Here is a 14,452-nt window from a genome sequence, read left to right as displayed (position 1 = left end):
GATGCAACAGAGGCGATTGCAATTTTGGCATTGTTGGGTAAGGCTGATAAATCGCAACCCCAAGGGCATTAGCTGTCCCCTACTTGCCAGAAAATCGCGCTCATTTAGTCAATTCTTGCAGCTATATGCATCACTTATGCTACTATTTGCTTGATATTATGACTGCCTTGTTATATTCTTCACTAAAATTCAGCGCCGATGGACAACCTAATGGATTATACACCAGCCGATTCATTTCATACTCTAGTTAGTGGTCTGAAGCCAGCCTTGTAGATTTACTTAAGCACTTACCACAAAAAAAGACCTCTAACTTTTCCTGATGGGTGGAGTCTTTATGCCTAGCCTTTCTTGGACAGGATTAGCTGCTTATGAATGGACAGCCTTTAATTTTGGTTGTAGAACAGAATCTACATGATTTAGAGCTACTTAATTCTCATCTAGGAATATTAAATTTTTCATGCATATGTACCAAACAAGGGGTGAGGGCTGTGATATTGGCACAAACTCATCAACCAGATTTAATCCTGCTAGACATGATGCTATCTAATTTGAGTGCGAACCGAGTTATTGATAACCTCAAACACGACTCAAAAACTGCTAATATCCCAATCATTGCAGTAACACCTCTAACAATGATACAAGATGATGACTCAACGATGCTCACAGGATTTGATGATAGCATTACTAAACCCTATGATTTTAATCAATTAGAAGTGGTTATCAGTCGCCACATCAGTCAGCTAAATTATTTATATTTTCCTGGGGAATAGATTCAGGATTACGAACATCAGGTAATTGATTGAAAACTACAATAATCCCAGTCCGACTTGTTGCTAAATTTGTGTTTGTCATGAGGTAAAGGACAGGTTGACCAATAATTTCCTCAATCAAATTTTTCAATTCTGGTTTAATTATTTTATCTAAATACAATCGTACTTGTTCAGCTAAACTATCATAACCTCCCTTCAGTAGAGTTTGTTCAGCTTGGGTAACAGAGTTTTCTAGAGAAATTACAATTTCAGTATCAAAAAAATGGCAAATGATTTGGCTAGGAGGCTTACCTATTCTATCATTGTATAGTTTTATCATCCTCTGTGATATTTCTATTTCTAATTGTGCAATATTAGTTTGTACCATTAGCAGCTACGATGTAATATTTATCGTTCGAGTCTCAGAGTCTAAGTATTCAATATTATAGTAAATGATTAGGGAAGAGTCTGAGAAAATTATCAATTTTATATATTAAGTTAGTGTATCAATGTGATGTATTTGCTATGGATTTGTTTCTTAAAAATTACCAAATTTGACGAATGCAAAAGTTGTTAATCGACAATTCATCCAGTGTCCGGTTAATTACTGCATTGATCATCGTTTGCTCATGGGTACTCAGCTTATTTTGTGCCAAACAAGCGTAGGCATCGCCTGCATCTCCCAACCCAGGAATAATATAGCCATGTTCATCCAAATGCTCATCAATGGCGGCGGTATACAGTGGCACATGAGGATGTACATCACAAAAATGCTCGATCCCTGATGGTGCAGCAAGTAAGCAGACAAACTTAATTGATGTGTGCTTGAGTGATGGCGATCGTTGGACGAATATCATATCCCTGTTGCTAATAGGATGCAAAAACCTCAGATGCCAGCGCTCCAAATAGGTCGAGGGATACTATTTTATCAGGGTCGGCCCAACTAGGGTGAAGCCCAATATGCTCCAATACGGTTCACTTAAGGATAATTGTAGGTTGGGTTGAACGTAGTGAAACCCAACAAAGTCCTGAAAATGTTGGGTTTCGTCCCTCAACCCAACCTACGCTAGTTTTGGTTTTTGGCTTTAACCCAAGCGTATTGCAATATGCTCTACTGGGGATGTATTTGTCAGATCCGCTCGATGAACCGACTGCAAAGCACCGCTAGCCACTGCTAGAGCACGATAAATCGCATAACTGCCAGAGTGAGTGCCAATCACGTTTCGATGTGCCTGCTTAGTTAGCGTAGCAATAATCTACCCACGTTCCATAGGGTCGGCTACTCCCCATTCAGTGGAAATTGGTTTAGGACCAAAGCGACTAGGATGGGAAGTAAGAACAATATGCCTAGAAACCTCGTTTTGCTTTGGCATAGTCATTAGTTTTTTGTGATGTTGTTATCAGTTATTAGTCACTAGGGATCTGTCAACTACCTATAGTCAGTTTTTATTTTTAAAGTTTGGTATCCTAATGACCAACCACTTATGACTTTAGATGTCGAGTATGGTATTAGCCGTATTACTGAATATAAGAAATAACACAGGAAATTCATAATTATCAATTAATCACCGCAAATTTAAAGATGACTTTAAAAATGATTGAATAGATATATTTTGTGAGAAAGTTAATACAAAGGTATATTCACTGATCTCAAATTCATGGATTCTTTATCTATCAATTCCTTACTTGAAGAGTTGAAAAACCCGGATGCCACAGTCCGCGAAAAGGCAACCAGAAAAATCTGGCGGATTTGGTTTCAGCAAAAGGGAATCTATGGGCTGGAAATAATTGACCGCAGTCAAAAGTTACTGGATGCAGGTGAAATTACTGAAGCAGAAACAGCGCTGACGGCACTAATTAAAGACCAGCCAGATTTTGCCGAAGCCTGGAATCGCCGGGCTTTTCTCTATTACAGTATTGGTGATTATCAAAAATCTCTGGCAGATTGTCAGATGGTTGTGCAGATAAATCCAATACATTTTGGAGCACTTCACGGTATGGGCTTGTGTTATGCGGCACTAGGAGAGTATGGTGAAGCAATCCAAGCTTTTCGACGCGCTCTAGAAATTCAGCCCTATTCGCTAGTGAATCAAAAGCTGATTCTAGAATGTACATTTAGATTCAGCTACAACAGCAGATAAGCAATTCAAAATGTTCGTGTAGCGTCTCGTAGAGAATAAATGCTATCGGGTAAGCATCGTACCAGTCAGCTAGATGCGAATTCAAGCAAAGACAGCTTAGAAGAAAGCATTATACTGTTTTATGAATCCGTCATCACCCTTATCAACAGCAATTCATCGCCTTAGTCGCCGCAATTTTATTCAATACGGTTCTATCTGGATTGGTAGTAGCGTCATTGCTGCTTGTACTAACAGTAACCAACCGTCAACTAGCAATTCTCGGTTGGATAAAGTTACATTTGGTACAAACTGGATAGCACAAGCAGAACACGGCGGATTTTACCAGGCGATGTCTACGACGGGTTGCGCCTACGCCACTGGTATTTACAAAGACTACGGTTTAGATGTAACTATCAAAATGGGTGGTCCCCAGGTTCCTAGTGATACTCAATTGTTGATGAGGGATGCGGTAGATTTCTTTATGGGTTATAGCATGGATGCCGTGAACGCCATAGCACAAGGTATTCCCAAAATCACAGTCGCAGCAATTTTCCAGAAAGACCCCTGGTGTCTTATTGCACATCCCAACCCAGCAATTAAAACCCTTGCCCACCTCAAAGGCAAACCAATTTATGTCTCTGCTTCTGCTAACATTACCTATTGGCCTTTACTCGAAGCAAAATATGGTTTTACCGAAGATCAAAAACGTCCCTACAACTTTAATCCTGCTCCTTTTCTGATTGATAAAAACTCAGCCCAGTAAGGTTATATTATGTCTGAACCCTTTGCTATTGAAAAGCAGAGCGGTTTTCAGCCAGTGGTATTTTTATTAGCAGATTTTGGTTATCAACCATATGCAACCACTATCGAAACAAAAAAAGAACTAGTAGAAAAAAAACCAGAATTAGTGCAACGATTTGTTGATGCGTCAATTAAAGGTTGGTATAGCTATCTAGAAAATCTGCAACCAGGGAATCAGTTAATTAAAAAAGATAATCCAGAAATGACCGATGAGCAACTTGTCTATAGTAACTAAGTTGTTCAGCTAAACTCAAATCGATACCATTCAGATTTGTATTCCCAGTGTTTATCAGGAATATTTATTTAACATCTACAATCATTCTCTGGCTAAAAAATAATACCTTCGCCGCCTTAGTAGTTTGTGCCTGGATTGTTGCCTTTTTCCCCATCGTGTCCAACACTACATTAGGACTCAACAGCGTTGACCGAAACTTGCTCAACTTATTTCAACTTTACAAAGCTTCTCCCTGGCAAACACTGCTATATCTCCGTTTACCTAGTGCGATGCCCTATTTCTTAGGTGGTTTAAAAATTAGCGGTGGTTTAGCATTAATTGGCGCAGTCGTAGCCGAATTTGTCGCCGGGACTGGTGGGGCCAAATCTGGAATAGCTTACCGCATTTTAATATCCAGCTACAACTTACAAATTCCTCGGATGTTTGCAGCATTATTTCTCACAATCAGGTTGGGTGTATTAATTTTTGTCAGCTTGAGTGCCTTCTCTGACTTTATATTAGGTAAGTGGCATGAAACTGCTATTAAACATGAAAACTAGCTTTGGATTTTCTCACGCAGAGACGTACAAGCTTAGAGAGTTAACTCCTCTGCGAACCTTTGCGCTTTCCTTTGCGTGGATTTTGAGAAAACAATGGCAGCACTTTCCGAAGATGTAGTTTTTGAATAATCAATTATGATGGGGTATTTTGCACAATGTTTAGTAAACTAAATATCTATGTAATAGCTTCAAAGCTTCCTAACCCGGCGGAGCATTGAGCAAAACAGACACAATTGATTGACTAAAAGTTATGGCGCTCATAGTTCAGAAATTCGGTGGTACATCTGTCGGTTCAGTCGAACGTATTCAAGCTGTTGCACAGCGCGTTTATAAAACTGTTAAAGCTGGAAACTCTCTGGTAGTAGTGGTTTCGGCAATGGGCAAAACCACCGATGGACTCGTCAAATTAGCTAATGAAATTTCTCCCAATCCTAACCGCCGGGAAATGGATATGCTGCTTTCCACTGGCGAACAAGTAACGATCGCCTTACTCAGTATGGCATTACAAGAACTCGGACAACCTGCAATTTCGATGACTGGCGCTCAGGTAGGAATTGTTACTGAAGCTGAACACAGCCGCGCTCGGATTTTGCATATTGAAACTACTCGCCTAACTCGTCACATAAATGAAGGTAAAGTAGTTGTAGTAGCAGGCTTCCAAGGTACATCTAGCGGCGGAGAGATGGAAATTACGACTTTGGGTCGTGGTGGTTCCGACACCTCAGCAGTGGCGATCGCAGCCGCATTAAGAGCAAGTTTTTGTGAAATTTATACAGACGTTCCAGGGATTTTAACTACAGACCCCCGCTTAGTTGCCGAAGCCCAGTTGATGGATGCCATCACCTGCAATGAAATGTTGGAACTAGCTAGCTTGGGAGCAAAAGTGTTGCATCCCCGGGCTGTGGAAATTGCTCGGAACTACGGTGTACCCCTCGTGGTTAGGTCTAGCTGGACAGATGCCCCCGGTACTTGGGTAACATCAGCTAAACCCCAAGGGCGATCGCTGATCAATCTAGAAATTGCCCGTCCAGTGGATGCTGTAGAATTTGACACTAACCAAGCAAAGGTAGCTTTGTTGCGCGTACCCGACAAACCAGGCGTAGCAGCAAGGTTATTTGGTGAAATTTCTCGGCAAAAAGTAGACGTAGATTTGATTATTCAGTCAGTTCATGAAGGTAATAGTAATGACATTGCCTTTACTGTCACCACACCAATATTAAAACGGGCCGAAGCAGTAGCAGCAGCGATCGCCCCAGCATTGAGGAGTCAATCTAACCCCAAATTTGACGAAGCCGAGGTAATGGTAGAACATAACATTGCCAAAGTCAGCATCGCAGGTGCGGGAATGATTGGCCGTCCCGGTGTAGCTGCAAAAATGTTCGCCACCTTAGCAGCAGCAGGCGTGAACATCCAGATGATTTCCACCAGCGAAGTGAAAGTAAGTTGCGTAGTAGATGCATCCGAATGCGATCGCGCTGTCACTGCACTCCGCACCGCCTTTGAGATCGAAGCAGGGAGTAAGGAAGAACTCCTAACTCCTAACTCCTGTACAGACGCGATTAATCGCGTCTCTACTCCTAACTCCTGTACAGACGCGATTAATCGCGTCTCTACTCCTAACTCCTGTACAGACGCGATTAATCGCGTCTGTACTCCTAACTCCTCCCCCACCCCCCCCGTTCGCGGTGTTGCCCTCGATTTGAACCAAGCGCGTCTTGCTATTCGCCAATTGCCTGATCGGCCAGGGATGGCGGCGAAGCTGTTTGGATTATTAGCGCAACATAATATCAGCGTTGATATGATTATCCAATCTCAGCGCTGTCGGGTGATTGATGGTGTTCCTAGACGAGATATTGCCTTTACAGTCTCGCGGCTGGATGGGGAAAGTGCAAAAGAAATGCTTACGCAAGTAGCAGCAGAATTAGGATGGGGTGAAGTTGTTTTAGATAGTGCGATCGCTAAGGTAAGTATTGTAGGTGCAGGGATGGTGGGACAACCAGGTGTTGCCGCTAAAATGTTTGAAGCGCTAGCCCAACACCAAATCAATATTCAAATGATTGCCACCTCAGAAATAAAAATTAGTTGTGTCGTGGCGCAAGAGCAAGGTGTTAAAGCTTTGCAAGCCATTCATACTGCTTTTGGACTGGCTGGTAGTGAGAAATTTGTAGTACCAGCGTAAAACCTGACTCTAACCCCCCTCTTTGTTGTGGATACGGAGACTATTTTCTTCTTGCATTGTTAATGTATCGACCTGCAATGTTAATGCATCAACCAGCAATGGCATAACATTGACTTGCAATGGCATAACATCGACCGCATTGCTAATGTATCGACCTGCAATAGCATAACATTGACCTGCAATGGCATAACATCGACCTGCAATGTTAAGTTAGTTCGATAGATTTGGACTGACCCTCTCCAAACCTATCCCCAAAGCGGAGAGAGGCTTAAAAAGCTTATTTTTTCTGTTCCTCTCTCTCTTTCTAGGCTACGGTGTACACACAAGTCGAAAAAAGCTCGATTTCTCATTTCTCCTTGTTCTCTCGTTCCCATGCAAAGCTAGGAATGGTTGATTAGAGGCTGCTGCCTCCAGTCAGATATTGAGTCAGAGACTCAATGAATGCATTCCTCATGCAGAGCATGGGAACGAGTCAAGCCTAATCAAGCTAGGTTTTTAGGACTTGTGTGTACACCGTAGCCCTACAGCCCTTCTCCTAAAGGAGACGCGCTCTTGCGAACGGGCATCCTACGGCGGGCGCTAGCCTCTCCCAATGTGAGAAGGAGAGACGCTGCGCGTAGCTTGCTTCCCCGTAGGGGTACAAGTCGGGAAACCGCAAGGGCGCAGTGGCTTCCCAACCTACGCAGTTTAAGATTTTTGAGGCTAACCCAAGCGTATTGTCTTAAAAAGGGAGCTTTTCAGATCCCTACTTTTTAAGGGGGGTTAGGGGGATCGAGGTTTCAGGTTTTCAGTGCGTAAGTCCTAATTAATAACACGTAAGCTATAATCGAACAATTTATAAGACTATATTTATATTAATGAATAGTCATTTACTAGATGGACATTATCAAATACTAAACGTTCTCAATGATGGTGAAAAGGGAAAAACGTATCTAGTTAAAGATGTTAATCTTCCTGGCAGCCAATTTGTAGTAAAGCAGTTACATCCGCCTAGTAGCAATCCTCAAACTTTAACAATACTGCGCCGCTTGTTTGACAGTAAGGCAGCAACTTTAGAAACACTAGGACAGAAACACGATAAAATTCAAAAGCTAATTGCTTGTTTTGAAGAAAATGAAGAATTCTATATAGTCCAAGAGTTTATCCCCGGTACTCCTTTAACTGACGAAATTATCCTCGGACAACCTCTAAGGGAAGACCAAGTTATTACTCTTTTATCAGATATATTAGAAACTTTGGTGATTGTACATAGCTATGGCGTGATTCATCGGGATATTAAACCAGCAAATATTATTCGCAGGGAATCAGATAAAAAGTTAGTTTTGGTTAATTTTGGTACTTTTAATGAAGCCATCACTAATACCGTTGACAATCGCGAATATATGCCTATAGAACAAGTGAACGGCAACCTCAAATACAACAGCGATATATATGCTTTAGGTATAGTTGCGATCGCAGCACTTCTAGGTTTACCTGTAAACGAAATATCTAACTTGCGAACTCAGAAAAATAAACTGACAGGTGAAATAGTTTGGCGTCACAAAAATCTCAAAGTTAACAGTAATTTAGCAAAAATTATTAATAGGATGGTGCGTTTTGACTATCGCAAGCGCTATCAGTATGCGACCGAAGTTTTAGATGATCTCAAAAAGATAACAAATGTTGACCACGATCAGCAAAAACAGCATCATAAAAAATTATTACTAGTTCTGACAGGGATAGCTGGCTGTATTATGCTTGGTATTGCAGCATGGCAATTGAGGTTGCCAAAACCTATAAATAATGCTGAACAAAAATTATATCAAGAAGGAGTAAATAAATATGAGGCAGGAAACTATGAAGAAGCAGTTAAAGATTTCAATCAAGCTATTGAATTAGATCCAAAAAACGCTCTGGCTTATAATAGGCGAGGCAATGCTTATTATCGATTAGGAGACTACGAGCAAGCACAAGCAGATTCTAGCCAAGCAATTGCGCTCAATCCTCAAGATGCTAATGCCTATTTTGACCGAGGATTTGCTCTTTCTGAATTAGGTAAATACAAAGAAGCGATCGCTGACTATACCGAAGCAATTAAGTTAAATTATCAAAATGCATACGCTTACTATGGCCGGGGGTTAGCTCGTGCTAAATTGAAGGATAATAAAGGGGCAATCGGAGATTTTAGCAAAGCGATCGCTCTCAAACCTCAATATACCGAAGCCTACTTACAGCGAGGGATTCTCCGCCGTCGCCTCAAACTTAGACAAGCAGCAATCGAAGATTTTGATAGAGTAATTAAGATTAATCCTAATGATGCTAAAGCTTTTTATCAAAGGGGTTTAACTCAATCTATTAATAAACAAAAATATATAGCACTTAAAGATTACACAGACGCAATTAGAATCAATCCCAAATATATAGAAGCCTATCTTAATCGTGGTGATGTTTACAGCGATTTGGGAGATAAACTCGAAGCTAGTGAAGATTACAACGCTATTTTACAGATTGATCCGAAATTTATTGCAGCTTATATTCACAGAGGTATTCACCGCTTTTCTTTTGGAGATTATAAAGGCGCTATTGAAGATTACACCGAAGCGCTGAAACTAGATGCTAATAATATAGCAGCTTACAATAACCGTGGTAATGCCTATCTCGAACTGGGAAATAAAAAAGCTGCAAATCAAGATTATTCACGAGCGATCGCAATTAATGCTAACAATGCCTTAGCCTACTATAACCGGGGTGTGATTCGCACCAAGCAGAAAAATAGACAGGGTGCGATCGCAGATTTCAACAAAGCTGCAAAACTATTCCAACAGGAAGGGGAACAAGATAGTTATCAAGATGCACAGAGAGAAATTGCAATTCTGCAAAATAATTTAGCACCAGCGCCAACTACTCGTCCTAAATCTGGGAAAAGAGAAAAAAATTAAGCTATGACTCAATACAGTAATGCCATTTTGGGACTATTCCTTTTATACTATTAGCCCAATATGTCCCAATCCGCTTGAGTTAAGGCTTGATTCTCCCTAACTTAAAAAGGAGGGAATTAGAGCAAGCCTTTTTTAAGGCAGGACTTTGTGGGATGAAACAGCCTGCCCTTAAAAAGGGGAGTTAGGGGGATCGAGGTTTCAGGTTTTCACTGCGTAATATCATGTCCGCTTGATTGCTTATTAAACCCGAAGAACCCCACCCCTTAATCCCCTCCCCGCTCTTCGGGAGGGGAGACAAAGCATAGCTTTGGCGGGGTGGGGTGCAATGACTGTGGGAATCGTAACTAATTATGCGGACATGATATAAGTCTTGATCTTGTTGATTTTTGATTAATCAATTTAGCTGAAACGCGGAAATATTCAGCAATTTCTCGGTTATTTTTTCAGGGTAAATAAATTAAAAAGATACAGCCGCTACGATAAATATTGTCAAAAAATACACTCAATATGACATCAAAAAATACACCCCAAACTAGAACTCGTCTCCTTTTGGCTTTGTGGAATTTGGGAGGAACGCAGCAAGAAGTGAACAAACGTCAACTTCATGACCGAATTGTATCCAAAAGCCAGAAGGTAGCAGATTATCAGGACATATTCGAGGAATTACAGAAGCAGGGTGCGATCGCAATCTCCAAAAAGGGATATTCTCTGACATCTGGCAAGGGTTTAGAGGTATTGGGTGAGGGTTTGAGGAGTGGCGAGTTTAAGTTTGAGGGGACGATTGTCGGAACTTGGGCGGCGAATGCGTTGGTGAAGTGGATTAGTCAGATTGATGTTGCGGTAACTGGTGCAGATGTATCAGTTAATGGGAAGAGTGCGATCGCGGAGCTTTCCGTTCACGTAGCGTCTCGAAGAGAAGGAATCGCATCTTACGACGAGTTTAAGTTAGTGACTTTGGAAGTCTACGACAAGTTGAACTATGAGTACAACTTTAATAATCTGGTACCAATTTATCGCATCAGGAGAGAAATAGGCGATCGCGTTAGTCGTACAGAGTTTAATGACTGGCTGCTGGAAACGCAAGCTAACGATATTTTGCAACTACAGGGCGGAACTGTAGAAGATAACGCAAGCGACAAAATCGAAGATTCTATTAGTACCAAACTAAATGGACTACGCTGCTACGCCATACGTTTATAACCTCAAGTTTTGTTTTAACTCGTCACACGTTAACTCCGCAAAATTATGTCTACTAATACATATACCATTGACGAACTGATTAAAAATCACAATCCATTTGCAGGGCATATCGTTGTCAGACCACAACAAATATGGGGCAAAAGCTTTCCTGATGTACCTTCAATTAATGCTCATGCGTCCAATGCAGTTTTTGATGCTGTTGAAAAAATCCGTAAAGGAGAAAGTGAAACTGTAGGTATCACAATTGCATCTGAAAAAGGTGCTGGAAAAAGCCATATTATTAGCCGGATTCGCCACCGTCTACAGACAGAAGATGGTAGCTTATTTGTTTATATGAGTAAGTATGATAACTTGAATCAAATTAAGTCTCAATTTCTGCAAAGTGTCGCCTCTAGTCTTAGAGCTTTTGGTAGTCAAAAAGTAATGCAATGGCAGGAAATTGCAGCAGCTTTAATTAACGAAGCAAAGCAATGGAACTATACGCCACAACAGTATATTAATATGTATCCAGGTTGGTTAAGCAAACACTCAACTAAGGCGATAGTTAATTTGACAGAAAGTGTTCTGAAAGTCAAGCCTGAAATAACCAACCCTTACATAGTGAAAGCAATTTTATGGACACTTTCTCCAGTCCATATTAATTATGCAAGCTATTGGTTATCTGGTTTGGAATTAGCACAATCACAAGCTGAAGCAATGGGGTTGCCAAATCCTAAAAGCGAGGATAGAGAAGCTGAAGCATTAAGCACTGTCCGCCAAATTTTAGATATAACTAGCGATTACAAAATTCCAGTTATTTGCTTTGATGAATTAGATAATTTGGAGGTTTCAGTCCCTGGTTTTACAACAGCCCAGGTGATTGCCGATCTAGTTAAGGATATGTATAACAGTCTGAAAAAAGGTGTTTTTCTGCTGACAATATACCGTGAAACTTGGGAAGATCAAATAAAGATTTTACATCAAGCTGAAGCTGTTATGGATAGATTAGTCAGTAATCAAGTTGATAGACTACCAATTCGACTAAATTTTTTAACCCCTGATGATGTTATAGCTATAGTTCGTCAATGGTTACAAGAATTTTATGAAGAGAATAAACAGACACCTCCTCATTCTCTCTATCCATTTGATGAAAATCAACTCCGAGAACTTGGAAAAGAAAGACCTACAGTTAGGTCAGTTTTGAAATGGTGTGCAGATAATTTTGTACCTAACGAGCCTATTATTGATGATCCGACAAATTCAAAAAGAAGCACTACAAATACTACAAGCGCATGGACATCTACAACAATCCATCCAGTTAAAGCATACTTCGACAATGAGTTAGCAAATGTTGAGGCTTCCATTGATTCATTAATGGAAGAAGAAGCAACAATTACAGAAGCTCTTTTGCTTGCTTTCAATATTTTAATAGGTAAAACTTTAGAGGGAGTAACAATCGAATCAATTGAAGAAGTAGAGCCTAGTGCAGAAAATAATGGCTTTATGGATTTCAAAATTATTGGCAATAAGAGAAAAGTGAGGATTGGAGTTGATGTAGTTCAGCAAGATTACAATGTTATAGGTGCTGCCTTGGGACGACTAATTGATTACAAAAAATTTGACCTAACTCGCGGTTGCTTGGTGCGTTCAAAGATAATTAGTCAAAATGCAAAATTAGCTAGAAAGCATTTGAAAATACTGTTGCAAAAAAAGGGTGGAGAATGGGTAGGCTTGCAAAGCCAAGACATTAAACCTCTTTTAGCTATCTATTTTCTTTGGTATAAAAAAGAGAGTTACAAACTGACAGAGAAACAGATTTTTGATTTTATTGAGGAAAAGCAACTAGCAATAAATAATCCTTTGATTCGAGAAATTCTCAGCGATCCTTCTGGGCAAGAATCTACTAATTTAACTGATGATGGATTACCTATTAGTATTCCTAAGCCTATTGCTAATGCTGATAATATCGATCTAAATCTATAGCTAACTAGAAATGAATCAGCAGTTTTCTATTTCAATAGCGCTGTGTCTACCTGTCCCTGATATTGAAGCCTTAATACAGGGGCGAACAATTGTAGCTTTACCCAAAATTTTTATTCGTCCTGGACAGAGATTTGCACTTTATCCTGTTGACTCTTCAGTTTCAATTAAAGCTTGGGCTAAATGTGAACTTTGCCAAATTTTAGACGAGACTAAACCATTAGATATTTTGTCTAAATTAACAATATGGACACCAAAACTATTAAGAGAGATACTACGACAACAACAGTATATTTTCTTGGCTTACTTGCGTGTCTATCAGTTACCTCAGTTACAAGAAATATCAGTCAATCCCAACATTCAGGAAAAGCTAGGAAAATTTGTTAGTTTACCTAATTCTCTAACGGTTTCTGAAGAAAAGCCAGTATTAAACGATCGCACCTTCGCCCAACGCAAGCATCAACTAGAAAAACTAGAACCCGCGCTGCATCCTGAATTGGAAGAATTGCAGAGTGCGATCGCATCCCTAAGCATTAGCCAACCAGCAGCGAAACAATTAGACGACGATATCAAAATATTTTTGGGTTGGAGTAGTGACAAGCTAATCAAGCAACCCGATCAAAATTTAGCTTGGATAAATGATATCGCAAAATTGGGCGATCGCAGCATCGAGCAAGATGAGGGTAAAAGTAACTATCAAGCTGGTACAGATTTTGAAATCATCGCACGCCGTAGCCTTGATTTTTTAGGATTCAAGGTTGAAGAAAACTACAAAGGCGGTGCAGGTGGCTTAGACTTATTTTGCTCACAACCTTATCCTCTTGTTTGCGAATGTAAAGCAGGTAAAAGCATTCCTGATCGTGCAGTAGAAGAATTAGATAGGATTGGTAAAAGGCATCTTAAAGAAAATTATCTTCAAGCTGTGCGGTTGATCATTGGCCCAGGTAAACCCACTAAAAATCTGAAAGAATCTGCTGAAATATCTAAAATCAGTATTATAAATGTAATGAGTCTACAAAAGCTAGTTGAATTCAAAGCAAAATATCCAGGTGCTATTAACTTAGTCGAATTACAGCAATATCTAGAATCTGGGCAAATTGACTATAAAATTGATGAATATATTGATAAAGCTGAGAAAGAGATTAATTTGCGATCGCACATTATCACAGTAGTCAAAGAACTCTCTGAACAAGATAACCAAAGTTCAAAAGCTACACATCAGAGTTTCATAGTTACAGAAACTCGTGTTCATTATAATGCCACTCATAACCCCAAGCTAAATGATGAAGCAGTTCACGATTTACTGATAGAACTTTCTTCACCCTTAACAGGCTATTTAGGACGAATAAAAAGCAGTAATTGGAATAGCGATCGCTTTTACTTTCTCCGCAATTTAACTATTAATCAAAGATAATACAATTCTGATAAATCCTGACTGGCTTTTGGCAAAATAATATGTTGCTTCATCCTTGTAATTCTCTCGCTTAACGCAGTTTTTCTCGCAATTGTTCAACTACAATTTCCCCATCAATACCTTCCGCTCTATCTAGTTGATCAATAGCAACCTCACCTTTTTCGCGTGTTTCTTCAACCCACTGCTGATAACCTTTTTCCCACTCTAATAGCAACTTTAATGCTTTACTAATAACTTCTTCGGGATTCGCGTATCTACCTGTAGCAATTTGCGATTGGATAATTTGCTCTAATTCAGGTTTGATTTGGATATTCATGATTTATACTTCCACTTGATTG

At 40.0% G+C, this 14,452-nt stretch carries 12 protein-coding genes and 3 pseudogenes; 10 read left to right on the top strand and 5 right to left on the bottom strand.

Going from position 1 to position 14,452, the window contains the following annotated elements; all coding sequences use genetic code 11:
* Positions 1–368: 368 nt before the first annotated feature.
* Positions 369–770 (top strand): response regulator, encoded by a 402-nt coding sequence (locus V7K30_RS01040; protein ID WP_334996257.1) that lies wholly within the window; start codon positions 369–371, stop codon positions 768–770.
* Here V7K30_RS01040 and V7K30_RS01035 read toward each other — a convergent pair.
* The 4 genes and pseudogenes from V7K30_RS01035 to V7K30_RS01020 all read right to left on the bottom strand — a co-directional run.
* Entirely contained in the window at positions 733–1,137 is a 405-nt protein-coding gene (locus tag V7K30_RS01035; RefSeq protein ID WP_334996255.1) for a DUF2294 domain-containing protein, read from the bottom strand. The genes V7K30_RS01040 and V7K30_RS01035 overlap by 38 nt on opposite strands.
* Before the next feature lie 280 nt (positions 1,138–1,417).
* A pseudogene (locus V7K30_RS34140) lies at positions 1,418–1,573 on the bottom strand (uracil phosphoribosyltransferase); the annotation flags it as partial.
* Positions 1,574–1,619: 46 nt separating this feature from the next.
* Positions 1,620–1,715: pseudogene (locus tag V7K30_RS01025) on the bottom strand (hypothetical protein); the annotation flags it as partial.
* A gap of 146 nt (positions 1,716–1,861) precedes the next feature.
* Positions 1,862–2,122 (bottom strand): annotated as a pseudogene (locus V7K30_RS01020) (GTP cyclohydrolase II); the annotation flags it as partial.
* 285 nt (positions 2,123–2,407) lie between these two features.
* Here V7K30_RS01020 and V7K30_RS01015 point away from each other — a divergent pair.
* The 9 genes from V7K30_RS01015 (at position 2,408) to V7K30_RS00975 (ending at position 14,114) form a co-directional block, all read left to right on the top strand.
* A complete protein-coding gene (locus tag V7K30_RS01015) occupies positions 2,408–2,890 on the top strand; it encodes a tetratricopeptide repeat protein (protein WP_334996251.1) in 483 nt (160 codons plus the stop codon).
* A 121-nt stretch (positions 2,891–3,011) separates the two neighbouring features.
* On the top strand, positions 3,012–3,632 hold the full coding sequence (locus tag V7K30_RS01010; RefSeq protein WP_334996249.1) for an ABC transporter substrate-binding protein: 621 nt from the start codon (positions 3,012–3,014) through the stop codon (positions 3,630–3,632).
* Between the two features lie 9 nt (positions 3,633–3,641).
* Positions 3,642–3,905 (top strand): ABC transporter substrate-binding protein, encoded by a 264-nt coding sequence (locus V7K30_RS01005; RefSeq protein WP_334996247.1) that lies wholly within the window; start codon positions 3,642–3,644, stop codon positions 3,903–3,905.
* Between the two features lie 23 nt (positions 3,906–3,928).
* Positions 3,929–4,444, top strand: a complete 516-nt coding sequence (locus tag V7K30_RS01000) for an ABC transporter permease (protein WP_334996434.1) — start codon at positions 3,929–3,931, stop codon at positions 4,442–4,444.
* Between the two features lie 250 nt (positions 4,445–4,694).
* Positions 4,695–6,623 (top strand): aspartate kinase, encoded by a 1,929-nt coding sequence (locus tag V7K30_RS00995; protein ID WP_334996245.1) that lies wholly within the window; start codon positions 4,695–4,697, stop codon positions 6,621–6,623.
* A gap of 857 nt (positions 6,624–7,480) precedes the next feature.
* Positions 7,481–9,541, top strand: coding sequence for a tetratricopeptide repeat protein (locus V7K30_RS00990; protein ID WP_334996243.1), 2,061 nt, complete (start codon positions 7,481–7,483; stop codon positions 9,539–9,541).
* 507 nt (positions 9,542–10,048) lie between these two features.
* Positions 10,049–10,741 carry a hypothetical protein gene (locus V7K30_RS00985; RefSeq protein WP_334996241.1) on the top strand — a complete coding sequence of 231 codons (693 nt, stop codon included), beginning with the start codon at positions 10,049–10,051 and terminating at the stop codon, positions 10,739–10,741.
* 45 nt (positions 10,742–10,786) lie between these two features.
* Positions 10,787–12,703: a hypothetical protein gene (locus V7K30_RS00980; protein ID WP_334996239.1), complete on the top strand. Its 1,917-nt coding sequence runs from the start codon at positions 10,787–10,789 to the stop codon at positions 12,701–12,703.
* 10 nt (positions 12,704–12,713) lie between these two features.
* On the top strand, positions 12,714–14,114 hold the full coding sequence (locus V7K30_RS00975) for a DUF1802 family protein (RefSeq protein WP_334996237.1): 1,401 nt from the start codon (positions 12,714–12,716) through the stop codon (positions 14,112–14,114).
* Positions 14,115–14,184: 70 nt separating this feature from the next.
* On the opposite strand, the gene V7K30_RS00970 is transcribed toward V7K30_RS00975, so the two are convergent.
* Positions 14,185–14,430, bottom strand: coding sequence for a ribbon-helix-helix domain-containing protein (locus V7K30_RS00970; RefSeq protein WP_334996235.1), 246 nt, complete (start codon positions 14,428–14,430; stop codon positions 14,185–14,187).
* Positions 14,431–14,452 lie beyond the last annotated feature (22 nt).

The organism is Nostoc sp., from assembly GCF_036917655.1.
GTDB lineage: Bacteria > Cyanobacteriota > Cyanobacteriia > Cyanobacteriales > Nostocaceae > Nostoc.
This window is presented reverse-complemented; position numbering and strand designations above follow the sequence as displayed.